Annotated in this window: 17 protein-coding genes; 13 read left to right on the top strand and 4 right to left on the bottom strand. The window is 46.7% G+C overall.

Annotated features, from left to right (window positions below; genetic code table 11):
- The first annotated feature begins 1 nt into the window (after position 1).
- The 6 genes from ACT53C_RS10390 to ACT53C_RS10365 all read left to right on the top strand — a co-directional run bounded on the left by ACT53C_RS10390 (position 2) and on the right by ACT53C_RS10365 (position 6,170).
- Positions 2 to 676 carry a sarcosine oxidase subunit gamma gene (locus ACT53C_RS10390; RefSeq protein ID WP_338657439.1) on the top strand — a complete coding sequence of 225 codons (675 nt, stop codon included), beginning with the start codon at positions 2 to 4 and terminating at the stop codon, positions 674 to 676.
- A 42-nt stretch (positions 677 to 718) separates the two neighbouring features.
- On the top strand, positions 719 to 2,053 hold the full coding sequence (glnT, locus tag ACT53C_RS10385) for a type III glutamate--ammonia ligase (protein ID WP_275354894.1): 1,335 nt from the start codon (positions 719 to 721) through the stop codon (positions 2,051 to 2,053).
- A gap of 58 nt (positions 2,054 to 2,111) precedes the next feature.
- Positions 2,112 to 3,008, top strand: coding sequence for a class II glutamine amidotransferase (locus ACT53C_RS10380; RefSeq protein ID WP_338657440.1), 897 nt, complete (start codon positions 2,112 to 2,114; stop codon positions 3,006 to 3,008).
- Positions 2,996 to 3,688: a GltB/FmdC/FwdC-like GXGXG domain-containing protein gene (locus ACT53C_RS10375; RefSeq protein WP_018987291.1), complete on the top strand. Its 693-nt coding sequence runs from the start codon at positions 2,996 to 2,998 to the stop codon at positions 3,686 to 3,688. Before ACT53C_RS10380 ends, ACT53C_RS10375 begins: the two co-directional genes overlap by 13 nt.
- A 2-nt stretch (positions 3,689 to 3,690) precedes the next feature.
- The gene (locus tag ACT53C_RS10370; RefSeq protein ID WP_018987292.1) at positions 3,691 to 5,028 is read left to right on the top strand and encodes an FMN-binding glutamate synthase family protein; all 1,338 of its coding nucleotides are present in this window, start codon (positions 3,691 to 3,693) and stop codon (positions 5,026 to 5,028) included.
- Between the two features lie 257 nt (positions 5,029 to 5,285).
- Positions 5,286 to 6,170 (top strand): 2OG-Fe(II) oxygenase, encoded by an 885-nt coding sequence (locus tag ACT53C_RS10365; protein ID WP_476145946.1) that lies wholly within the window; start codon positions 5,286 to 5,288, stop codon positions 6,168 to 6,170.
- 53 nt (positions 6,171 to 6,223) lie between these two features.
- Here the strand turns inward: ACT53C_RS10365 and ACT53C_RS10360 are convergent, their stop codons facing one another.
- The 4 genes from ACT53C_RS10360 to ACT53C_RS10345 all read right to left on the bottom strand — a co-directional run bounded on the left by ACT53C_RS10360 (position 6,224) and on the right by ACT53C_RS10345 (position 11,121).
- The gene (locus ACT53C_RS10360; RefSeq protein WP_476145944.1) at positions 6,224 to 6,841 is read right to left on the bottom strand and encodes a hypothetical protein; all 618 of its coding nucleotides are present in this window, start codon (positions 6,839 to 6,841) and stop codon (positions 6,224 to 6,226) included.
- Positions 6,842 to 6,896: 55 nt separating this feature from the next.
- Positions 6,897 to 8,117 (bottom strand): cytochrome-c peroxidase, encoded by a 1,221-nt coding sequence (locus ACT53C_RS10355; RefSeq protein WP_476145942.1) that lies wholly within the window; start codon positions 8,115 to 8,117, stop codon positions 6,897 to 6,899.
- 91 nt (positions 8,118 to 8,208) lie between these two features.
- Complete coding sequence (locus ACT53C_RS10350; RefSeq protein WP_476145940.1) at positions 8,209 to 10,458, bottom strand: alkaline phosphatase family protein; 2,250 nt, start codon at positions 10,456 to 10,458, stop codon at positions 8,209 to 8,211.
- Positions 10,459 to 10,491: 33 nt separating this feature from the next.
- Positions 10,492 to 11,121: a PEP-CTERM sorting domain-containing protein gene (locus ACT53C_RS10345; protein WP_476145938.1), complete on the bottom strand. Its 630-nt coding sequence runs from the start codon at positions 11,119 to 11,121 to the stop codon at positions 10,492 to 10,494.
- A 379-nt stretch (positions 11,122 to 11,500) separates the two neighbouring features.
- Here ACT53C_RS10345 and ACT53C_RS10340 point away from each other — a divergent pair, with 379 nt between their 5' ends.
- From ACT53C_RS10340 to ACT53C_RS10310, 7 genes are all read left to right on the top strand, one after another.
- Positions 11,501 to 11,689 (top strand): hypothetical protein, encoded by a 189-nt coding sequence (locus ACT53C_RS10340; protein WP_194746949.1) that lies wholly within the window; start codon positions 11,501 to 11,503, stop codon positions 11,687 to 11,689.
- Between the two features lie 2 nt (positions 11,690 to 11,691).
- The gene (locus tag ACT53C_RS10335) at positions 11,692 to 12,471 is read left to right on the top strand and encodes a hypothetical protein (RefSeq protein WP_476145936.1); all 780 of its coding nucleotides are present in this window, start codon (positions 11,692 to 11,694) and stop codon (positions 12,469 to 12,471) included.
- 260 nt (positions 12,472 to 12,731) lie between these two features.
- Positions 12,732 to 13,586, top strand: coding sequence for a YihY/virulence factor BrkB family protein (locus ACT53C_RS10330; RefSeq protein ID WP_476145934.1), 855 nt, complete (start codon positions 12,732 to 12,734; stop codon positions 13,584 to 13,586).
- Positions 13,587 to 13,787: 201 nt separating this feature from the next.
- On the top strand, positions 13,788 to 14,036 hold the full coding sequence (locus tag ACT53C_RS10325; RefSeq protein ID WP_476145932.1) for a helix-turn-helix domain-containing protein: 249 nt from the start codon (positions 13,788 to 13,790) through the stop codon (positions 14,034 to 14,036).
- 349 nt (positions 14,037 to 14,385) lie between these two features.
- Positions 14,386 to 22,104 (top strand): tetratricopeptide repeat protein, encoded by a 7,719-nt coding sequence (locus ACT53C_RS10320; RefSeq protein WP_476145930.1) that lies wholly within the window; start codon positions 14,386 to 14,388, stop codon positions 22,102 to 22,104.
- Between the two features lies 1 nt (position 22,105).
- Entirely contained in the window at positions 22,106 to 23,227 is a 1,122-nt protein-coding gene (locus tag ACT53C_RS10315) for a radical SAM/SPASM domain-containing protein (RefSeq protein ID WP_476145928.1), read from the top strand.
- 1 nt (position 23,228) lies between these two features.
- Positions 23,229 to 24,032, top strand: coding sequence for a hypothetical protein (locus tag ACT53C_RS10310; RefSeq protein ID WP_476145926.1), 804 nt, complete (start codon positions 23,229 to 23,231; stop codon positions 24,030 to 24,032).
- The last annotated feature ends 41 nt before the right edge of the window (positions 24,033 to 24,073 follow it).

Genomic DNA, 24,073 nt, shown 5'->3' with positions numbered 1-24,073 from the left:
TATGGAAATGGTATTTGACCGACTCTCCCCCGTCAGTTTTGCGCAGTCAGGGTTAACGATGAAGAAAGCAATCTTGAACGGGATGGAAATCGTTCTAAGTTATGAAAATACGGATATCGAGATGCAACGGATGAAGAAGCTCGGTATTTGTGATGTGAGCGCATTTTCCAGAGCAGGCATTAAAGGAGCAAAGGCCGTTGAGTGGCTTGAATCCCAAGGCTTTACCGTGCCAGAAGCACCCAATACATGGCGTAAAGATCACGCTGGAGGATTGGTGTTAAGACTTGGGCGGAGTGAATTTTTATTGGAAGGTTTCCACCAAGGGCAGATTGCAATCAATGCAAATGATGCACCAGAGCATCTTTACGAAGTGGCGCGTTATGACGCTTCGTTCATTCTAAGCGGCGTGCATTTTCACAGTGCATTCAGTGAAATATGTGCACTAGACCTGAGTGAAGGCGCGTTTGCTGCGGATGCTGTGTTGATGACCAGTGTGGCTGGCGTGTCTGTGACTTTAATCCGCCAATTGCTGAATGGGGAGCTGGTCTACCGCTTATGGTGCGATGGTAGCTATGGTAACTACATGTGGAGCACGCTCACCGAAATCGCCGGGGAGTTCGGCGGAGGCGCTGTTGGCCTGGATGTTCACTTCAAACAGATGATAACTAGTTCTTGATCGTTTCGAATTTTAATTAATAAATTTTAGGTGAGGCACTCAATGAAGTCTTTGCAGGAAGCACAAAAGTTTTTGCAGGAAAACAAGGTCAAGTACGTCCTTGCCCAATTCGTCGATATTCATGGGGTAGCTAAGGTCAAGTCAGTGCCGGCTGAGCATCTCAACGATATTCTGACGAAGGGCGCAGGTTTTGCTGGTGGTGCAATTTGGGGGACAGGCATTGCACCCAATGGCCCTGATTATATGGCGGTTGGTGAGCTGAGCACCATTGGCTTGGTGCCTTGGCAACCTGGTTATGCGCGACTGGTGTGCGATGGGCATGTTAACAATAAACCGCATGAATATGATGCACGCGTCGTTCTTAAGAAGCAGATTGCCCGGTTATCCGAACGTGGATGGACCTTCTACACAGGATTAGAGCCAGAGTTTTCATTACTGCGTCGTGACGAACAGGGTCAGATTCTGCCGTTTGATGAAACTGATACGTTGCAAAAACCATGTTACGACTATAAAGGGATCACAAGACACTCTGAGTATCTTGGTAAGTTAACTGAGTCGCTGATTGCGGCAGGGATGGATGTTTATCAAATCGATCATGAGGATGCGAATGGTCAGTTTGAAATTAACTACACCTATTCTGAATGTCTCAAAAGTGCAGACGATTACATTTTATTCAAGATGGCTGCGAGTGAAATAGCCAATGAGATGGGCATGATCTGCTCGTTCATGCCTAAGCCATTTAGCAATCGGCCAGGCAATGGTATGCACATGCATATGTCCATAGGGGATGGAGAGAAAAGCCTGTTCCAAGACGACAATGACCCCTCTGGACTGGGGCTGTCTAGCCTGGCTTACCATTTCCTGGGCGGGATTCTTGCGCATGCCCCGGCACTGACCGCCTTATGTAATCCGACCGTAAATTCGTACAAAAGGCTGGTCGTGGGGCGCTCATTAACCGGTTCAACGTGGGCGCCAGCGTATATCAGTTACGGTAACAATAACCGATCGACATTGGTGCGTATTCCTTATGGCCGCTTAGAACTGCGGCTTCCTGACGGCAGCTGTAATCCATATCTTGCAACCGCAGCTGTGATCGCAGCTGGCTTGGATGGCGTTGCCCGTCAGTTAAACCCAGGCAAGGGGCATGATGAGAATCTCTACGATTATAGCCCCGAGCAACTTCAAGCGTTGAAGATTGGCATCCTTCCCCAGAATCTGGGTGAGGCATTGGATGCGCTTGAGAGTGATGCGGTCATCATGGATGCGCTGGGGGCAAATCTTGCCCAAGAGTTTTTAAAGATCAAACGCATGGAGTGGATAGATTATCAACGGCATGTCTCCCAGTGGGAAATTGATAGGTATGTTGAGTTCTTTTAATTGTTTGATGTGAGTGACGCATTGGTCATCGAACATGAAGTATTGATAGGAGAAAATGATGTGTGGGATTGTAGGATTACTGGTTAAAAACCAGAGTATGCGCGCAAATATCGGTCAATTGATGATGCCGATGCTGATTGGGATGACAGAGCGAGGACCGGACTCTGCTGGCATGGCTGTGTTTACGTCGCCTGTGGATGCAAATGCGTTGAAATATAGTCTATATGCACCGACGGCAGATTTTAGCTGGAAGGCATTGGAGCGAGACTTTAATTCTGAGCACTCAGATCAGGTCACTCTCGCGGTGAAGGGGAATCATGCGATTCTCACCTCCGCAGTGGACACCGCGAAAGTAAAAAGCTGGATCAAGCAAGCCTATCCGCAGATTCATATCCTTTCTGTGGGTCAATCGATCGACGTGTACAAAGATACCGGCCTGCCTGCGGATGTGGCTGCGCGTTATGATTTGCCAGCATTGAGTGGCACGCATTTGGTCGGGCATACACGGATGGCGACTGAATCTGCCATTACGCCAGCGCATGCGCATCCTTTTACAGCAGGCACAGATTGGTGCCTGGTGCACAATGGATCTCTTTCTAACCCCAACAGCCTCCGTCGCAAGCTGCAACATGAAGGGATCAATTTTGAAACCGACAATGACACTGAAGCAGCCTGCCGCTTCCTTGAGTGGCGTATGCGTGAAGGTGACGATTTGAAAACCGCCCTGGAACATGGTTTCGACGAGCTGGATGGTTTCTATACATTGCTGATGGGTACCAAAGATCAATTGGCCTTGGTGAGGGATCCATTTGCATGTAAGCCTGCAGTGGTCGCGGAGCATGATGATTATGTCGCGATCGCTTCAGAGTTCCGCTCTTTAGCCCACCTTCCTGATGTGAAGAATGCTCACGTTTTTGAACCTTCACCAAAGGAGATGTACGTATGGAAAGTCTAAAATTTGACTTGGAAAATACCGAGTTGAGAACCGTTAATCAATATCTGCATCGTCCTGCAGCAGAGTTGAGTGGTAAAAACGTGGTCATTAGCAATCCCAATGGTGCTCACAACATCGCAGTCGGCCTGAATGCTGAGGTGAATGTCACAATCGATGGTCACGCCGGATATTACGCCGCAGGCATGAACCAACTGGCGACAGTCACTGTGACCGGCAGTGCATCTACTGGTGTGGCGGAGAATATGATGTCAGGCGTAGTGCATGTGAAAGGCTTCGCTTCTAATGCTGCTGGCGCAACGGCGCAAGGTGGCTTGTTAATCATTGACGGTGACGCCGGGCTTCGCTGCGGCATCTCGCTCAAAGGGGCTGATATTGTGGTCGGCGGTTCTGTGGGCAGCTTTTCCGCATTCATGGCACAAGCTGGCAATCTGGTGGTGCTTGGAGACGCAGGTGAGGCATTAGGCGACTCATTATACGAAGCGCGACTCTTTGTGCGCGGTAACGTCAAGAGCTTGGGTGCCGATTGTGAGGAGAAGGAGATGGATCAGGAGTCACGCAATATTTTAGTGGATCTTCTGGCCAAATCCGGGCACGCAGAGGTGGATCCGGATAGCTTCAAATTATTTGGCTCTGCACGCACTCTCTATAACTTCCATGTTGATAACGCAGGAGCATATTAATCATGAGCGATACCTCTAAAAAAACTCCGCAAACAGAACCGCGTTTTTCTGCGACGTTCGATCCGGGAACGATGTCAGAAATTCGCCGTGCAGCAGCCACCGGCATTTATGATATTCGTGGCGCGGGTGCTAAACGAAAATTGCCACATTTCGATGACCTATTATTCTTGGGGGCTTCTGTCAGTAGATATCCACTGGAAGGCTATCGTGAAAAATGTGGCACAGATGTGGTCCTCGGAACACGTTATGCCAAGAAACCTATTCATCTCAAGACCCCAGTGACGATTGCAGGTATGAGTTTCGGAGCACTGTCTGGGCCAGCAAAAGAGGCGCTGGGCCGTGGGGCAAGCGCAGTCGGTACCAGTACAACCACTGGGGATGGCGGTATGACACCTGAGGAGCGTGGTCAGTCTTCGATCCTGGTCTATCAATACTTACCTTCCCGGTATGGCATGAATCCAGATGATCTGCGGAAAGCGGATGCCATTGAAGTGGTGATTGGCCAAGGCGCGAAGCCTGGTGGCGGAGGGATGTTGCTAGGCCAGAAAATTAGTGACCGTGTCGCGAAAATGCGTTGCTTGCCTAAAGGCGTCGATCAACGTTCTGCCTGTCGCCATCCAGACTGGACTGGTCCAGATGACTTGGAAATTAAGATTGCTGAACTGCGTGAGATCACAGATTGGGAAAAACCAATTTATGTGAAGGTTGGTGCGACGCGTCCATATTTTGATGTCACACTCGCTGTTAAAGCGGGCGCCGATGTTGTGGTACTCGATGGTATGCAAGGTGGGACCGCTGCCACACAAGAGGTGTTTATTGAACATGTGGGTATACCGATTCTAGCGGCAATTCGACCAGCTGTTCAGGCGCTGCAAGATATGGGTATGCACCGTAAAGTTCAGCTGATTGTTTCAGGTGGTATCAGAAATGGGGCTGATGTCGCTAAAGCCTTGGCGTTGGGCGCAGATGCTGTCGCTATCGGCACCGCTGCATTAATTGCGTTGGGTGATAACGATCCACATCTGGAAGAGGAATACCAAAAACTTGGGACCACTGCCGGCGCTTATGATGATTGGCATGAAGGTAAGGACCCTGCAGGAATTACTACTCAAGATCCAGAGTTGATGAAGCGTTTAGATCCGGTGAAAGCTGGCCGTCGTCTTGCTAACTATCTCTCTGTGCTGACGATGGAAGCTCAGGTGATTGCTAGAGCATGCGGTAAATCTCACTTGCATAATTTGGAACCTGAGGATTTGGTGGCACTCACGATTGAATCTGCTGCGATGGCCAAGGTTCCGCTCGCAGGCACTACCTGGATTCCAGGAACGTCTTCGTTCTGACATAAAACGACTAATCAATGCTGCAAGAAGGGGCAAGGCTAAGAGGTCTTGTCCCTTGACGTTTGGTAGATGATCGTAGGGTTATCCTTTGGCCTTTACTCTATCCAATGTGCCAGTAGAGGAGAGCTGTTCGCTTTTGAACGTTACTATTATTCCATTCAAGGTTTAATATTTCAGACTGTCGCAAAAATAGCCTTAGCCACCTCATAGTTGACAGATTCAAACTCTTGTAATAATCCAAGTTTATGATGAATATCATGAGTGTTATTATCAATTTTTCTGACGAACTAAGAGCTTGGATTATTCATAATTTCCAGCGCGGTTGTGATGCAGAAGCCATGGTTGCCGCCATGATAGATCAGCGCTTTGACGCTAAGATTGCTCGTAGCTTAGTTGAATCTTTTAAATTTTCGCTTTCAAACAATCAAGAGCCTGCCAGACGATCTATTGAAGTTTGCGAGGATAACCTAGGACACATTTATGAAAGTCCCCGGATAGCTGAGGGTTCTGTTATTTATACCTCTGACAGAAACATCCCCGTTTTATTTCGTATGAAAGAACCTATCATCGCCTTGCTTGGTAACGTTTTAACACCTCAAGAGTGCGAAAGGCTTATCGAGTTAGCTAAACCCAGGCTGAAGCCTTCAACAATCGTTGATTATCACACAGGGGGCAATGTCATCAGTGATCGTAGAGACAGTGAGGGTACATTCTTTGCAATCAATGAGTCCCCATTTATCGCGACACTTGATCAACGCATTTCAGAAATTATGCGCTGCCCAATTGAAAATGGTGAAGGTTTGCAGATAGTCCGCTATGGAACAAAGGCAAAAAATGAACCGCACTATGACTTTTTAATTCCTAATCATTCTACAAATCAAGCGTCGATTCAAAGAAGTGGTCAACGCGTCAGTACGTTAATTCTGTATCTAAATGATGTAGAGGAGGGTGGAGAAACCGATTTTCCGGAGGTTGGGCTCTCGATTTTACCCAAAAAGGGTAATGCCTTATATTTCGAATACTTTAATTCTTTTAAGCAGCTTGATTTGAAATCCGTTCATGCTGGCGCATCAGTGAAAGCGGGGGAGAAGTGGATAGCGACAAAATGGATGCGAGAAAAACGATTTATCGTTTCCAATTAAAGTCTAAGCTGCACTAGCTCAGGGCTTGAGCTAGTGCAGCTTAGCAGGTCACCTTAAGGGCTGATCGCTTGCAATTCGCCTTTCAACCAACTGAACCGTTGCTGTAACTGTTGGTTATTTTTAGAGCCTTTCAGTACTTTGGACAACATGGGAAATGCTATTTGTATATCCTTTGTTAACACCCACTCTGGTACAAGAAATTCATAAGTATAAGAAATAAGTATTTCTTGATGTCCACTATTAGTATTTAGCACCTCAAGGTGTTCAACATTCCTTAGCTTTATTTTTCCGACACATAAGTCCTTCCGAGAGTCTGTTGTTATAGGCTGGGTATTTTCTAAAATCGCTTTTTTTATAAAATATTTAGCTCCCATTTCAGTTAATATATATGTCTTTGTGTGTTCAGATTGCTCTGCGTGCCTACTCGAGTCTGAAGACAATTCAACGATGCCAACCTTTTCCAAGGCTGGCATTTGAATTGCATTTGGAGCGTTTGGGTGTGCATCTGAAACCTCAATGGGCCAATCGTACTTTCCTAAACAATAATCACCGTATTGATCCAGATAGTGCTCTAACGTAGCGCGAGCTTTTGAATCGTCTGGTGTCGTTTCGACAGCAAAACAATTTAACTGTGGAAAAATAACAAGAATCAACAGTATCCACTTCATCATTCATCTCTTCTCTTTTTTGACTATCCCAAACATCATGAATGTTTAAGTCTGAACATTACGGCTTATATCCATCTGTTAAAATATTGAGGAATGCCTCAAGATCCTGCATCTCCTGCTCCGTCATAGGCGGCGTACTACCAGCAGCCCGGCCATCTAGTGGCATTTGAGTGTCAATGTTTTCTCGATACGCTGTTGGAAGATCATCGTACTTTTGCACAATCCCATTGACCTTGGGATACCAACGTTCAGGATTAGTGTCTCTAGTGTTGTAGAAACGGATAACATCCGATAATGACTTCATTTTGCCGTTATGAAAAAAGACTTTTCGAGTGGCAACGTTCCGCAATGTGGGTGTTTTAAACATACCGCAAAATGGAAGGCTATCCGGTCTGGGATGGTCTGGCCGACTACAAATCCCTAAGTCATAGTTTGTTGGTAATCCACGAAGGGTTTTATTACTCGGAATCTCATAATTTCTAGGGACTCCAATGGCGGCATAAGAGAAATCTGTGAATATTGCTACGCTGCCATTCACACCTGCTCCACCATAGTGACAAGCAAAGCAATTACCTTTATTGGCATCATTAAAAACAGCTAGTCCACGAGCTTCAGAGGCTGTTAATTCTCCACCTATTTTGTTCGCAGCATATAAGTCATATTTGCTGCTGTAAGGGTGAAAGCTGGCATCTTCTAATTGAAATGCTTGCAGTGCAGAGACTGCATTATCAAATGCCATCTGAGTATTGTTAAAAACGGATGAACCAAATGCTTGAGTAAATAAATTTACATACGATGAGTTTTTAATTTTGCTGACGACGTCGGCAATACTACTATTGGCCATTTCATTTGGGGCTAGCAAAGGGATTTTCGCCTGCTCTGCTAATGTTGGCGCGCGTCCATCTTGTGTAAATCCACCACCTGGTCCTGGAGCACTCACGCCGTCAGGATTGTCAAACAAGTCAGAATAGGGCGGGGTGTAATCTTTGTAGCGTAATGAAGGTACTGCCCGAGTGCCTGATAAACTCATATTTACGCCACCGAACTGTACAGCAAGATTGTTAGGCGGGCCATAAGCAAAATTGGGATCATGGCATGTGCTGCAAGACATCCGTCCTGAGCCCGAAAGATTTTTATCAAAAAATAATTTTTTACCTACTTGTGCAGTCAAACTTAGTGAGTCAGCATTTGCACTGCTTAACATAAAGAATAGATTTAAAAATAAAACACCGATATACACCCATTTAAAATGGCGGCATTTACAAATAATTTTCCACATATTCGCTCCATGTGATAGATCAAATAATCAATTTCCTGCTTACAACGGATGCTTTGTTGTAAGCAGGAGCAGTGCTTGGCCTTTTACTTAATTACTTAAGTGACCAAAGGTTGATTTGATTATCATCAGGTCCAATTTGTGGTGGTGTTGAGACATCACTTGATTGTTTTGCCTTGTAGTCAGAAGGAATAACATAAGCATGGTTCATCGGACGTACGGCATCAAAATGTGTATCCGCACTGCCAGCATATTCCGGTAAATTGAGGATATTGGCTGCAATAAACTTTTCCGTATACTTGGAGCGATTCATGTAACTACTGTCATCGTTGGGGTCTGAAAGTTGAAACATATCCTGTAGCGTTCTTACGAAAGAAAAGTGACTATATGCATCTGAATCAACTATTCCTTTAGGTGCTTGTGGCTGGTTATTTAAGACAACAAACACGCTCTCGCCATGGCCACGATTGCCTCTAGAGTAGTTATTGATAGAGTTATCAATTGAAAATGTACCGTCGGCATTTTTTACCAATGGTTTGGCTACAGTACTGTTGCCCGGGTTCCACCCGCAACAAGAGTTGAAACCAGAGGTCGCTGAACCTTCATCAAACATAATCACAATTGCGACACGTTTATTCAAGTTTTGCCATATGGGGGAGGACTGGATTTTTCTGACTAAATGATCGGTATAGTTATCGCCTCGAGTAATTATGTTACTGCCACTGCAATCACTCGCTTTTTGGCTGCTAGTTCCAATCAAACCACTTACTGAAATGCTATGCATGTCATCACATTGATCTGGAATGACAAAGTTTAGGTTACCAATATCTCCGCTCTGTAAATCTGTGCCAAACTGATCAATATCATAGCCTTCAGGGATAGTGTAGTTTGAGCTGTTCATTAAAGCAGCATCCCACTGTCCGCCACCCAAAGTACGATTGCTTGATCTAAATTCTGGAGCACTTCTGACATTTTGATAAGCCATCCCAGGATGATGTTTTGTTTTATACAGACCTGCGGGCATAGGTAGGTTTAATGCTGAATTACCAATGGTTGTTGTATTTCCTGCCAAACTGCCTGGTGGATAAATATTGTCTTTTGCAACGACAGCAGGATCGGCAATGCTGTCAGTGCGGATGTCTTGACCCGGGTTCATGGACTCGTTGTAGGTTCTCCATGTCATACCCTTGCTACTCAAGGCATTAAATAAATTTGCGCGCCCAGTGATGTTATGATTAATTTTTGAAGATTGCGTACAGGTTGTCGCAAACGGTGACTTTGCTAAGCCTGGCTGATTTTTATCCGGTAATGGCAAATCTTGTACGGCATTACTTCCTGTAGCATCACAATTCCATTGACTATCATCTGAAATGCCAAAATCATCTGCTCCGCCCAAAGCGGTATAATTCGGTTCACTTGGGTTCCCGGTGGCAAAGTAACTAATAAATTGATTCCCGGAGTTCATATAGCCATTAATTTTTGGCGCATAAGGTGAGCCTTTAATTATATTGGTCCCTTTATTCTCCAGCATGATAATGAAGATATGGTCGTAGCGAGGAATACCTTCAACATTCATAGAAGCTTGTTCTGCCTCTTTCATCGTAATCGCTGGCGAGGTTGCATTTGCATTCAGCGCCAGAGCCGTCGGAGAAACATCCTTACGATCAAACATTTTTGTAGCCAGCCCAAAACGATTAGTAAGAATGACCGTTTCATTTAATACGGCAGTTTTGACAGTTGGATCTGAAATTTTATTTGGATCAGTTAATACTTGATCCATCGGCACGCCTAAACGGTCAGCGAGATTTTGCTTTTCAGCGAAAAAATTACCATGGGCATCCTCCATCATGCGTGCAACTTCAGTTGACATTGGCGTAATGGCAACATTTACTGGCTTTAATGGACTGGTTATGCCAGACGATATTTGATCTGCCGCCGCTCTTAAAACGAGATGCTGAGTAACAGGTTGGCCGTTGTTGGTTGAGTTAGTAGAGATTTCAGCCACGAGAGGAGCTAACGAGCGTGAACTAATTAAAAAAGAACCATCCTCTTTAGTTAATGTGCTAACTTCGCCAGCATCGCAAATCGCATTATCATTTGAATCAAAACAAACTTTTGCTGATTTATAAACAGAGGATGAAGTGGTGGATGCCGTTGCTAACGCGGGATTATCACTAATGACAGGCGGTTTAAAAAAACTGCCAGCAACAACCCCTTTGACGGTGACAGGACCTGTTGCGGCTTGGCTAATAGAACTCAATGAGAGTAGAGCCATCGCAACAGCTGTAGACACTCTTGATATGCGGTATGCGCCTGAATTTGTGACAGGGAAAAAGCTTTGCATGATCGAATTTCCTTAATTGATTTTTATAGAGAGCTAGTGCGTTGAAGGCTGCTTGCGACGCATTTTCATGCCGACTAAAGCGAGTCCTGCAAGCAACAGCGCATAGGACTCTGGCTCTGGTACGGCCGCAGCTACTGTCAATCTCCATGATTGATTGATTGGTGCATCATCTCCACTCAGTGCATTACCATTGGCATCACTCACGTTATAGTTGATAGCAAAGGCTTCATGAGGCGTGCCAGAAGGATCACTGGCATCATTGGTCATATAAAAATAATTGGAGGCATTAAAATCTGTTGGCACATTGGTGTCAGCAAAGATAAAGTTGTTTTTTGATGAGTCAAAAGAGATGACTGGTGCAGCCGTGTTGTCCCAGTTATGAGTGGTTGTATTCCATGCGGCAGTAAATAGAGTGCCGGAAAACTCGGTACCATTTAAAAAAACATGCAGATTGCCTATGTTATTTACAAAAAGCCCCGACTCATCACCTGTAAATGAACCTGTTACTGTTAAAGGGCTCCCATTGCCTGTATTGCCGAAAGAATAAGAAAAGTTAAAACTTTCAGCATTGGCTGCAAATGACGTAAGCGCAAAAATAGCCAGTGTCGCTAGCTTAAATTTCTGAGGCAGAAAAGTTCCTTTAGACTTTAATTGATGCTTCATAATGACTCCTAATTAGATTAGATAAATAAATTAATATTTATTGTTTTTAGGTAATACTTCACCGCTAACAATAGTGGTATTACCTCTCACAGATGAGTCTGTATGGAAAATCTTATTAAGATGCAATCAATTAACTTCGGCATTTCCTTAAGTTACAGGGGCATTGGCTTTCTGATAGCAGCATTTGACTCTGGCCGAGACATTACCGAATATATATTGCATTAGTTCGGTAGGCCTTTTTTGTTTTTTCTAGTCCGTCTTACTTACTTAATTGGCACGCATAACGAATGTCTGGCGACTCAAATCGCACTTGATCATATGGCCTTATAGGTTGACAAGGCCGCGAGATTGCGACATTCTTAGTCCAACGGAGGTTGAAATGCTATTCCTAAAGATGAGCGCCAATAGTAAGTTGCTTGCAGAGCAGGTCAAAAATGCCAAGAAAAAATATCCGACATTAAAAGTGGTCGGTCGTGGCACGGTGACGATTAACCCGGCCAGCATTGTCAATTCAGCCAGTTTTCAGGCAGATGCTTCAAAGATTGCGAATCTTCCCCTGCAAAAATAGCCATGGGGGTGTTATTTGTTCTGCTGATATTGGTTTCAGGGTTTCTTGTTTGTCATTACCATCCCCAGTACTTCTTTAAGCTGCATCGATACGAAGGCCAGTATCTTTACCTGCAAGCGGCCTATCTCGGTATTCTCTGCCTGATTTCGGCGGCCATTTTTCATGTTTTGTTGATCAATCTGTCAGCGATCCCGATGGTTGAGGGCGTGCGTACTCTTGGCATCGATTATGTCGATTTGCTGGCCCGTTATCTGCCAGATAGCCTTGGGCTGACCACGGTGGATAAAAAGCGCTATGTGCTGTTAGGTGTGATTGCCCTGACGACATTGTTGATGCCGTTATTGATTTCAAAGTGGGTATATTGGCGGCTTAAACATTATTTGCAGCTCGATAGTGATGAAGAAGTGGATATTGTCATTATGTCAGAGTTGTTTTCTGACAGTCCTTTGGACCAGTTGCTGTTTTCGGCGATGATTAACGACCGCAACCTGATGCTGGTGCTGGATGACCGCAAGGTGTATGTGGGGCGGGTGGCCACCATGGGCGAGCCCAACGAGAATGAGGGTGCGGATCAGGAAATCAGTTTTCTGCCTTTTGTGAGCGGTTATCGCGACAAAGACTCGTTGCAGGTGATGTTTACTACCGATTACAAAAAAGTCGGCGACAATTTGCCGCTGGTGATCCGGCAAGAGTCGATTGTCAGTGCGCGTGAGTTTGATTTTTCTGTGTATGATACCTTTCAGGAGACTGGAAGACCTTCAGCAGGTCTAGCCACTACCTAATCTGCAAGCGGATCCCAAACGGTTGGGTGATGCCTTACAAATCCTTGAATACCAATCCCGCATGCTTCGCCGTAACCCTGTTGCGGTCAGGCGCCGCGCAGTCCGTCGGCCATTTCTGACAGCGAGATACCCCTTTGACCGATAGGGCGTAGCCGTGCCCTTGGGTATGCTGGTGTCAGGTTTTGCTGCGTTTACCGTTGGCAAAGCTCCCCCTTGCTGCTAAACGGCAAGTCTTTATAGTCTATGCATGGATAATCTGGATGAAACAAGTCTGGCTACTGGTGAAAACGGCCTTTATCGGTTGGCGGGATGATTACGCACAAAGCATGGGTGCCGCCCTGGCTTACTACACGTTGTTCTCGATTGCACCGCTTTTATTGATAGTGATTTCAATTGCGGGGCTGGTATTTGGGCAGGAGGCTGCGCGCGGTGAAATTATTGGCCAGTTGAATAGCTTGATGGGACAACGTGGCGCGGTGGCAATACAAACCCTGCTAGAAAGCGTGAGCCGACCGTCCGAAGGCATTGCTGCCACTGCCATTGGGGTGGTGCTATTGCTGGTAGGCGCGACTTCTGTGTTTGGCGAGTTGCAGGATTCGCTGGACCGTATCTGGAAAGCGCCGGTGCGGGAAGGCAGCGGCTTGTGGCACTTGCTGCGGGTGCGCTTGTTATCGTTTGGCATGATTCTGGGCATCGGCTTTTTGCTCATGGTCTCACTGGTGTTTAGCGCCGGGCTGGCGGCGATCAGCAAATGGTGGTCGCCGGTGTTTTCTGGCTGGATACTGATTGCGGGGATACTGAATACCGTGTTCAGTTTTGCATTGACGACTGGCAAGTTCGCCATGATTTACAAGACCATGCCACGTGCACAAATTCAATGGGATGAAGTGTGGATAGGCGCCATCATTACGGCAGTTTTATTCACCATCGGCAAGTGGCTGATTGGCATTTATATCGGTAACAGTGCATTTTCCAGTGCCTATGGGGCAGCCGGATCCATTTTGGTGTTGTTGATCTGGGTTTATTACTCCGCGCAGATATTCCTGATGGGCGCCGAATTGACGCGTGCCTATTCGCATGTGATGGGCACGGCAAAGCGTATTGACGTTGATTGAACCAAGTCAGCCTAGCATGCGTCTTTTCACGTATCGCAAACACTTTATAAAATTGTATAATGTTTTGTGTCCTCAGGCAGTCGTGTAGTTGAGGAGGATTGATATTGATCAAGCCCAGGCATTCATGTGCAGACTACACTTTATCCAAGTGTGGCATCGCGCTTGAAACACGCGAACAATCAAAAGTTGTCAGGAAGTTGTGTGATTTACGTAGAGTTAAAGACCGTTATTTTAAAACAACAATTAGAGTGGGGCAGAACCATCACCATCACCGAAATTGCAGATGCAAGCGGGATTAGCCGCATGACCTTGCACAGAATGCTCAAAGACCGGACCTATAATGCCAGTACCGAGCACTTGAACAAGCTGTGTGCTTACCTGCAGTGTGATTTATTTACCCTGATCCGTTGGGAGCCTGATCTGCTGGTGGCCCGCGTACACGTCGCCTAAAGCTTTCACTTTAAAGATCACATTTTGATAAGCTCGCTTTTTCATTGAGTGAAGCCCACTTTTTCACTGGATTTTTCAGTTCATCACGTGCTCTATTTAGAGGTGCCTCATGCGAATGGCACGTTTACGGCAGCTGGTGAGATTTCTTTAATCGCTTTTTCTTCCCACTTGGCGTGTTCAAACGACGCCACTTTCTACTCAATCTAGCTCTGATGCGGGCTAGCGGACGTTTAGCCTTACTACCGATTACTCTGAACACATAAGCTGACTGGTGTTTTCCGCTTTTTTTAAGCGATGCTTTTGCGCAGGAGTTTTCAATAATAAGAGAAACTATTTGGAATTTTCTCTTATGAACAAGCTTGCTGTCACCCCGTTTGCCCAGAATAGCCAAACTTCTGGCAATACACACAACCGTCAGCAATTGCTACAGCAGTTGGCACAGCTTTGGCAGCAAGGGGCGACACAGGCCTGTTTTGACATTGCTCTGCTGTTGACCCGTGAGTTTCCAAGGGAAGGCATTGCATGGAAAATCCTCGGCGGTTTACTGCAGCAACGTGGTGATTTGCCGGGCGCTAGCGAAGTCTTGGCGCAAGCTGTCAAGCTGTTAAAAAAGGATGCAGAGGTGTTTTTGAATGCCGCCAATGTTGCTGCCCAGCTGGGTGATAACGCATTGGCCATCAAACATTACCGTCAGGCAATCGGCTTAAATCCATCCATGACCCGTGCTTATGCCAACCTGGCTAGCTTGCTCAAAGAAGATGGCCAGCAGAAAGAGGCTGAGAAGCTCTTACGCACCGCTTTTCAGATCAACAAGCGGGATGCACTGGTGTTGTTTGACCTAGCAGCAATGTTGCATGAGTCCGGCAAATCGCTAGAGGCTGTGCAATATTATCGCCAGGCGAGAGAGATTGAACCCGATAATGTCGTGTTGTCATACAACATGGCACAAGTATTGTCCGAGTTGGGCAACTTGGATGAGGCGCTCGGCCATTTCCAACATGCTATCGATCTTAGTCCGACTTATTTCGATGCGTTATATCAATACGGACATTGTCTGTGCAAAAAAAACCAGTTTAAAGAAGCTGAACAGGTCTGGTTGCAAGCGAGAGCGCTGAAACCAAACCATTGGCAATTGCTAAATGATCTGGCGCAACTATATAAACAGTTACAACAGCCCATTGAATATGCGGCCTGTATCAAAGCGGCAATGCAGGTGGAGGCGCCGGATATTGATGTGCTCAATAACTTTACCTCCGGCCTGATCAATCAGCAGTTATTCACTGAAGCGGAACGTTATTGTGAGCAGGCCTTAAGTCTGGGAATTGAGAATCCATTTACTTATGGCAACATGGCGCTGTTGCTTTACTACAAGCAGGACTATCCGCAGTCGCTAGAATATTATGAAAAAGCGCTGCAACTCAGACCTGATTGCGCTGCATTCTGGAGTAATTACAGTGTGTCATTACGCTTGCTCGGCGAGGTGGAGCGTGCCCGGCAAGCACTGGAAAAAGCCATTGCGCTCGCTCCAGATTACCTCGATTCATATATCAACCTGGGCAGTACTTATCTGGAGCAGGGAGAAGTCAAATCAGCGGTAGAGACTTACGTCAAGCTTATTGCACGCGCTCCGCATCTGGACAAAGCTTACCGTAACTTGTTATACACCAACAGTTTTGCCAATGAACTTAGCCAAGAAGTGCATTTGCAGTATGCCCGCGCTTGCGGTGAGTTGTTTATGTCTCAGGTAGAGCCTTTCAAAGACTGGTTGCTCAATGCACAAGACCAGCGTTTGCGTATCGGCCTGGTATCAGCAGATTTGCGTAGTCATCCAGTGGGTTATTTTCTGGAGCATTGGTTAAAACATGTCGATGCCGGTAAAACTGAAATCTATGCTTACTGTAGCGATGGGCGTGAGGATCATTACAGCCAAGAGTTAAAAAAACACTGTACTCAATGGCGGTCACTGGCTGGCATGAACGATGCACGTGCTGCCAGTGTGATACGTGAAGATGGCATCCATGTTTTGTTGGATCTCTCTGGCTATACCGCAGATAGCCGAGTGTCTTTATTTGCCTGGCGCCCGGCGCCCGTTCAAGCCTCTTGGCTGGGTTATTGGGATACCACCGGTATCCCTGCCATGGATGTGGTGATTGCTGACCCGGTCAGCGTACCTGCCGGTAGCGAGGGTCAGTTTACTGAAAAGGTACTCAAGCTACCACATACACGTTTGTGTTTCTCAGTGCCTCAATCCCACGAGCAAGTGAATGCGTTACCTGCCTTGCAAAATGGCTATGTGACGTTTGGTTGCTTTCAAAAGTACAGTAAAGTCAGCGACGAGGTGTTGTCTGTTTGGGCGCAAGTATTCAATGCCTTGCCGGAGGCCAAGCTCTATTGGCAATGTAAGGCCTTTCACGATAAACAAGTGCAGGACGAAGCTTTGGCAAGACTGCAAAAAGTAGGGATTGAGCCTGAGCAATGTGTCTTGATGCGTCCTACCGCGCGTGATGCCTATTTTAAAAGTTATCATGCGGTTGACCTGATCCTGGACAGCTTCCCATTTAACGGAGGAACTACGACCTGCGAAGCCTTGTGGATGGGCGTACCTACGCTGACTATGCCTGGCGAGACCATGATCTCCCGCCAAGGCGCCAGCATGATGACCAGCGCTGGCCTTCCAGATTGGGTTGCCGCAGATAAGGAAGCTTTTGTACAAAAGGCAATCCAATTCGCTGCTGATTTACCTGCCCTTGCCAATCTGCGCGCCGGGTTACGTGCGCAAGTGATGCACTCTCCATTAATGGATGGGGAGCGTTTTGCTCGCGATATGGAACAGTTGCTGTGGAGTGTTTGGAGTGAACGGGTAACTGGTATTGCTGACGCGCTCTTGTCTGAAACGCCTATTCAGGATGCGTATGTTGGTGAATGTCCAGTCTGGATTATTAGTGCCACCCGTGCCAGCGAAGGAGTCTTTTGGGCATCCTCTGCTTTGGGCCTGTCGCTCAAGCGTCATATGCAACAAGATTCACGAATCGTTCCATATGTGTATTACGAGAATACCCGTGGCTTGTCTGAAGTCTTTAATGAAGCAGTTGTCATCGCACCGGACAATGCCCTGATCATTTTTGCCCATGACGATATCTGGCTAGATCAGACGAGCTTTGTGCAAACGGTGATGAATGGTTTGGTTACATATGATGTGATCGGCGTCGCCGGTACGGCACGCATGCAGCCTAAGCAACCATCATGGTTATTTCCCGACCTTACATTTACCTGGGAGCAGTCTACATTCTTGCGCGGCAAGGTCGCGCATAGTGAGCATCCATTTGGACGTAACACGTATTTTGGTGCCGAAAAAGGCGCCTGCGTATTGATGGATGGCGTATTGATGGCTGCCTACAAACGCACGCTAATAAAAGCGAATGTGCGTTATGACACACAATTTGATTTTGAATTTTATGACTTGGACTTTTGCCGTACGGCGACTCAAGCTGGTCTCAAGCTTGGGGTCTGGCCAATCAATCTGACGCATCAGAGTAAAGGCAATTATGGCAAGCAGCGCTGGCGTGACAAATACCAGATTTACCTGCGCAAATGGGATGAGGGGGAGGCGGCCACTGTCACACCAATGACCGTAGAACTCAGCGCTGCGCTGGAAGAGGTGTTGGGCTTGGCTTTGCAGCATCAGCAAGCGGGTGACCTACAAACCGCGATGCAGTTATACCAAGAGATGCTGGCAGTCGCTCCACAATCAGCCCCTGCTTTATTTAACCTGGGATTGATCGCCTGGACGCAGATGCGTCAGCAAGAGGCGGTTGCATTGTTTAAACAGGCTCATACCGCGCATCCTGCCGAATGGGAATATCTGCAACATTATTTAGTCGCTTTACATGCTAACGCCAGCTCGCCGGCATTATCTGCCGCATTTGAGCAGGCCATGGCCTTGCCTCAGCATCGTGAGGCCGTGCAACAACTGGCTGCCGCTTTGAAGATAACATTGACCGATGAAACCATAGAAAACGAACGAGCGACTTCATCAGTCTCTGCCATGCAACCGGATGCTAGTCAGCAACAGGCGCTGCTTGCAGCGTTTGAACAGCAACAATATGTGCAAATGGAGCAGGCTTTGTATGCCTATCTGAGTCAATACCCTCAGTGGCTGGCTGGCTGGAAAATGTTGGCAGATGTCTTGATGCTGCAAAAAAAGGATGCTAGTGAGGCGGCCAAACAGGCTTTGGCATTAAATGCGCAAGATCCGCAAGAGTATTGCTATTACGGCATCGTCCTCAAAACCAAGGGCGATTTGTCTGGTGCTGCTACTGCTTTCCGTCAAGCGATTGCCCTCAAAGCGGATTATGCCGCAGCTTACAACAACCTTGGGACTGTACTCAAAGACCTCGGGCAGGTGAAAGACGCGATTGAGTATTTTAAATGCGCATTGGTTTTGCAGCCCGGTTATGCGGATTGCTTTAGCAACTTGCTGTTTTGTATGACGCATGCCGAACACATTGATCACACTGCACTCATGCAGGCGCATCAAGCGTATGCCGATTTGTACGAGGCACCTCTCAAACCAGCCTGGTTACCGCATCAGAATACACGTGATGTGCATAGACCGCTCAATATCGGCTGGATCTCAGCAGATTTCAGAGCGCATTCTGTTGCACACTTTGTGTTGCCCTTACTCGCCGAGTTAGCAAAAGAAACGTCACTGCGGTTGGTGGCTTATGCCAATCAGCCTCTGGTAGATCTCGTCACTACACAGATACAAGGCTATTTTTCAAGTTGGCACGAAGTCTCATCCTGGTCAGACCAAGCATTGGCAGAGAAAATCCGTGCAGATGGCATTGATATTCTGATTGATTTATCGGGACATACTTCAGGCAACCGCTTGTTGACCTTTGCCCGCAAGCCTGCCCCTATCCAGGTCAGCTGGATGGGCTACCTCAACACCACCGGCTTGAGCAGCGTGGACTATTATCTTGCTGATTCCTATCTGTTGCCGGCAGGCCAGTTTGATGACCAGTTTACTGAAAAACTGGTACAGTTGCCGGTCAACGCCACCTTTACCCCAGATGCACAAGCACCGGAAGTCAATGCCTTGCCAGCGCTCAGCAATGGATACATCACGTTTGGTTGCTTTAACCGGATTCTGAAAATTACACAGTCTGCCGTGCAACAGTGGGCCGCTTTGATGCAAGCTTTGCCTGACAGCCGTCTGGTGATTGGTGGGGTGGGTGAGGGCGAAAGTACACAGCATTTGCAAACCTGGTTCGCCGAAGCTGGTATTGCCGCTGAACGTATCCGCTCTTATCCCCGCGCTGATATGGCCACTTATTTAAGCTATTACCACGAAGTGGACATTTGCCTGGACACCTTCCCCTCTAATGGCGTCACTACCACTGCACATGCGCTGTGGATGGGGGTGCCAACCTTGTGTGTGGAGGGCGACCGTATGGCCAGCCGCGGGGCGATGGCGCTCATGCAGCACCTGGGTCTGCAAAACTGGGTCATCCATGACCAAGAAAACTTTGTCCCACAAGGCTTGGCATTGTGTAGCGATGTGCATATTCTGGCGGACTTACGCAGCGACCTAAGATCGCGTTTTTTGGGATCAGCGCTGGCTAAGCCGCAGGCATTTTCCCATGCTTTTACACAGGTTTTGCGTCATCTCTGGACCTGTTGGTGTCACGATACTGTGCCAGCTCATCTGGATTGGGAAAGCTTGGCTCAGACGCTTGCAACAGTCAAAGGAAAACAACCTATGTATACAGGCGCTGTCGAGCTGGAGCCGATTGCTCTGGAGTCTTCACAAAAAGCCACAGGGTTATCGGAAAACACCGGAGAAGTAGCTGAAACATCACCAGCCAGTAAAGCCAACATTTACCAAGTCTATTATTCTGCCGAGAGCATGCAAGGCTTGGACGAGGGTTTTATTCCTCTCGATAATAGGGAAAACTTGCGGCCTGATTGGTATGAATACTGGCCGATCAGAAACTTCATTTTGAGTCAGCCATTGGATGAGAATGCTTTTTATGGCTTTTTCTCGCCCAAGTTTAAAAGCAAAACCGGCTTGACTGCCGACGAGGTACATCGCTTTATTCAAAAGCATGCCAATCAGGCGGATGTTATTTTATTTTCTCCCTTTTATGACCAAACGGTGTTGTTTGCCAACCAGTTTCAGCAAGGCATCCATGATCATCCCGGAATAGAAACCTGTTTCAGGCTTGGGGTGCAGAAGATTGCGCCTGATGTCAATATAGACACCTTGGTGATGCATAGCGGAAATTCCGTGTATTCAAACTACTTTGTGGCAAAGCCGGCCTTTTGGAGACTATGGCTGGAAAAATGCGAAATATTGTTTGCAGAGGCTGAACAAGGGACTTCAGAATTAGCAAAACAACTAAATGCCACTGCCGTATATGGCCAATCCCAGGCAAGTAATAAAGTATTTTTATTAGAGCGTATCGTCTCCTTGCTTATCGCAACGCAACCAAGCTGGCGCGTCAAAGCCTATGATGCCAGTCTACTACCACACGCCAATTCACCGTTTGGTAAGTTAGCGACATTAGATGAGTTAAAGCAGCTGGATCAGTTGAAAAAAGCCGCTTGTGTACAACAATTGGATGCTGAAGCGCTGGGTTTCTCCGCCTTGAAAGCACAAATACAACATAGAATTGAGCAAACTTTGACCTTGGAATTACAGCAACAAACCGTAGAAAAACACACCTTGGAACAACAGCCAGCCGCAGAGACTTTGGCTGATATATTTAATCAGGCTGAACAATATCAGCACAGTGGTGATATTGACAGAGCTATCCCCTTGTACAAAGCTATCCTTGCAAAACAACCAACCCATGCGGGCGCCAATCATAACCTTGGATGGATAGAAACACATACGCTGAGTGTGAAAGAGGCCATGCCCAGATTTGAGATGGCGCTTAAAGCCTCGCCAGACAATGAACAATACTGGGTGAGTTATATCGATGCCATGATCATGGTTGACGAAACCATCCTGGCAAGACAAGCCATTGAAGAGGGGATGAAATTTGCCCTGAGTGACAGCACTGCTACCATGTTATGGCAGGAGCTTGATACACGCCAGGCGACGCATAATGCCAACCTGATAGACTCTGGTTATACCTTGCAGCCAGAGCGGTTTGTGATTTATGCACCAGTGTACAGCGATAAAAGTGCTGGCGTCAAAATGTTGCATGTGCTTTGCGATGCGCTCAACAGACGCGGCTACCAGACTGTAGTGTGCTTTATGATTAACGGCCAGGTGGTCATCAGTAATAATCCATTGAATTATGGGCCAGACTTAAAATGGTATGCAGTGACAGACCATATGGAACTGCGTCAATTTATCAAGGAAGGGATTGTCGTTTATCCGGAAATCGTGTCGGGTAACCCTTTGAATGCTAAGCAGGTGGTGCGTTATATGCTCAACGGTGAAGGTATTGTGGCTAAAAACAAAACACAAGCCTCAGTTGACGATTTTATTCTGGCGTTTTCTGCCAGTTACCATCCTAACCCACATGCTATCTTAAATAAGGTTTCCCATTATGAAGGTTTTAATACTGAAGGTGCTTTGCCGACAATGGAACGCAATATGGACCTCACTTATATCGGTAAAGGGGATGGCTATGGTGATTGCCCTATTGTGCCGGGCTCAGTCGAGTTAACGCGAACCTGGCCAAAAAATAAAGCCGAGTTAGCCATATTGTTAAAAAATACCCGCTATTTCTACACTTGGGATTGGTGCACACAGACGGTGACCGATGCCATGCTATGTGGTGCAATCCCTGTCTATCTTTCGTTAGCCCCATACAACTCGTTTGACGAATTGCATCCAGGCGAAGCCGCGTATGAAATACGCGCGTCTGCCAAGATTGAGCAGAGCACAGTCCTATTGGATATTCCTGAAGATTATGATGCTCGCATACAGCGTTTTCTGGCGCGTTATCGTGACGCCTTGAATGCTTTTGAGAACAATGTAGATCAGGTACTATTGCAAATGGTGCAGCATTTTCGCCTACAGAAGCAAGGCTTTAAAGAAATAAAGGAATGATATGCATTATGCAGAAACAATTGCGGAAAGTCATTTGACCCCGTCTGAAAAGGCTAAACGTGAAGGCCTGATGGCTCGTAAGCCTTATGTAGCAAAGAAGTTGGCGAACATCGCTGCCATGGAGGAGCGTGGGGAAATCAGCCCGATTATCCGCTTGGAAAAAAGTTATTTATGTAACTTCCAGTGCACGCACTGTTCTGCCGAATATTACATGGACAGGCACAAAAAGAAAGTCTTCAAAATTGAAGATACGCGTTCCAAAATTGACCTTGATTTTGTCCGCAAGCTTTCACAAGAAGCGGATGATCTAGGACTGGCCCGTTTTGTGATTACAGGTGGTGAACCCTTGGTCATGAAAGACTTTGACGAAGTTGTTGCCGCGATTGACCCAGAAAAGCATTACATTATTACAGATACTAATGGCTGGTTTTTAGATGACGCACGGGCCAAGCATTTAAAGTCGATTGGCGTTGAGAAAGTACAACTATCGCTGGATAGCATGATTGCAGAAGATCATGACAATTTCCGTAATAAACCAGGTTCCTATAAACGTGTCATACGTGCGGTGGATGCTTCGCTGGATGCTGGTTTAAACCTCTTGTTATCCACCGTCCTAGTCAAAGGCCGAGTGAAAACCCAGGAGTTTATTGATATGTGCGAATATGCCACGCAAAAAGGCGTCGGCTTGTATGTGTCTTATGCTAAACCCACTGGCTCCTGCTCTGATCACCCAGAATTTGTCATCGACAAAGAGGATGCCGATATTCTGCGTGATCTGGAAAAAGAATATAATGTTTTTACCCACATGACGCCGACCTATGGCTCATTTAAAGGATGCATCACAGTGAAAGGTATTATCACTGTGACTTCCACTGGCGAAGTGACACCTTGCCCATATATTGATATGTCATTAGGTAACCTACGTGAAACTCCCCTTAAAGAAGTACTGGCACGAGGTATGCGCAATCCTTGGTTAGGGCCATACCGTCCTGACTGCCTGATCGGCGAAGACCAACAGTTCATCCAGTTTCACTCCAAAAAAACCAAAGGCTTTACCCATTTGCCTGTGCCCTGGGGCCAAGGTTTTTCGGATGACAACTCACTGACTGAAGGGATGGCATAACATGCAGGCCACCATCGAAGCCGTCGATACACAAGCCACCATGTTTGACATATATGGGCGTTGCATTCCCCCTGCCAGTATGCAAAAGCCAGCATTTGCCAAAAGCCGCCGCTACTTCAGGTTGCAGCAGCCTGTATTGGATTACCATGCGATATACGAGCGATTGGTCACTTATCTTGGCATTGGAAGCAGTGTTTCTGAGCAGGCATTCCAATCTCGTGTGAACGCTATTTTGGATGGATTGCGTGCAGACCCTGCTACGGCCAATATTGCTCAAGGAGTCTACGTCCCGGTTATGCTCCCCAAGCAGGAGCTGGCAGATATTGGCTCTCAAATGGAGTTGGTTTACTTGCCCGCAGTGAAGTCTGCTTTTGAACAAGCGTTTCCAGACAAGAGTTTCACCAATCATCACAAAGATGGATTGTCCGGGAAGCTGTCTATTGCCGTTGATTCCAGACACGAGCATTTATTGTATGCTCAGCAACAAGAAGTGCAGGTTGGGGTCTATTTTCCAAGCTTGATGGAGTATAGCTTGCCTGCTGCGATTGAACGCGTAGCAAGCTTACCATCCAAGTTTATGCTCGCTGGCGGGTATGATACCGCAGCAGCATTGGTAGCAGCGCCAGAGTTATTGTTGCGTTCAGATGGTTATCCGCCAGTTTTATGGCTGGCAGCGCTAGATGCAGAGAAAAGCGGCATCAATTATCTGTTTGAAGCTTATGGTTATCATTTAACGTTTAATCGTAAACCCCACTTTGATCAGGCAGCCGAAAGTTGGACAAGTGGTCTGATGGTGCTGGGCTGAGAGTGATTATGCAAAATGCACATCTGCAATCAAGATGTATC

This window comes from Methylophilus sp. DMC14 (genome assembly GCF_056314085.1).
The sequence above is the reverse complement of the archived record's forward strand: the minus strand, read 5'-3'. Positions and strand labels throughout refer to the sequence as shown.

What these genes read in the sequence shown, in the direction of transcription:
- ACT53C_RS10335 (WP_476145936.1), top strand. Translation starts at nt 11,692, where the DNA reads ATGGGGGTGTTATTTGTTCTGCTGATATTGGTTTCAGGGTTTCTTGTT.
- ACT53C_RS10350 (WP_476145940.1), bottom strand. Translation starts at nt 10,458, where the DNA reads ATGCAAAGCTTTTTCCCTGTCACAAATTCAGGCGCATACCGCATATCA.
- ACT53C_RS10345 (WP_476145938.1), bottom strand. Translation starts at nt 11,121, where the DNA reads ATGAAGCATCAATTAAAGTCTAAAGGAACTTTTCTGCCTCAGAAATTT.
- ACT53C_RS10320 (WP_476145930.1), top strand. Translation starts at nt 14,386, where the DNA reads ATGAACAAGCTTGCTGTCACCCCGTTTGCCCAGAATAGCCAAACTTCT.
- ACT53C_RS10375 (WP_018987291.1), top strand. Translation starts at nt 2,996, where the DNA reads ATGGAAAGTCTAAAATTTGACTTGGAAAATACCGAGTTGAGAACCGTT.
- ACT53C_RS10315 (WP_476145928.1), top strand. Translation starts at nt 22,106, where the DNA reads ATGCATTATGCAGAAACAATTGCGGAAAGTCATTTGACCCCGTCTGAA.
- ACT53C_RS10390 (WP_338657439.1), top strand. Translation starts at nt 2, where the DNA reads ATGGAAATGGTATTTGACCGACTCTCCCCCGTCAGTTTTGCGCAGTCA.
- ACT53C_RS10355 (WP_476145942.1), bottom strand. Translation starts at nt 8,117, where the DNA reads ATGTGGAAAATTATTTGTAAATGCCGCCATTTTAAATGGGTGTATATC.
- ACT53C_RS10340 (WP_194746949.1), top strand. Translation starts at nt 11,501, where the DNA reads ATGCTATTCCTAAAGATGAGCGCCAATAGTAAGTTGCTTGCAGAGCAG.
- ACT53C_RS10380 (WP_338657440.1), top strand. Translation starts at nt 2,112, where the DNA reads ATGTGTGGGATTGTAGGATTACTGGTTAAAAACCAGAGTATGCGCGCA.
- ACT53C_RS10330 (WP_476145934.1), top strand. Translation starts at nt 12,732, where the DNA reads ATGAAACAAGTCTGGCTACTGGTGAAAACGGCCTTTATCGGTTGGCGG.
- ACT53C_RS10370 (WP_018987292.1), top strand. Translation starts at nt 3,691, where the DNA reads ATGAGCGATACCTCTAAAAAAACTCCGCAAACAGAACCGCGTTTTTCT.
- ACT53C_RS10360 (WP_476145944.1), bottom strand. Translation starts at nt 6,841, where the DNA reads ATGATGAAGTGGATACTGTTGATTCTTGTTATTTTTCCACAGTTAAAT.
- ACT53C_RS10365 (WP_476145946.1), top strand. Translation starts at nt 5,286, where the DNA reads ATGAGTGTTATTATCAATTTTTCTGACGAACTAAGAGCTTGGATTATT.
- glnT (WP_275354894.1), top strand. Translation starts at nt 719, where the DNA reads ATGAAGTCTTTGCAGGAAGCACAAAAGTTTTTGCAGGAAAACAAGGTC.
- ACT53C_RS10310 (WP_476145926.1), top strand. Translation starts at nt 23,229, where the DNA reads ATGCAGGCCACCATCGAAGCCGTCGATACACAAGCCACCATGTTTGAC.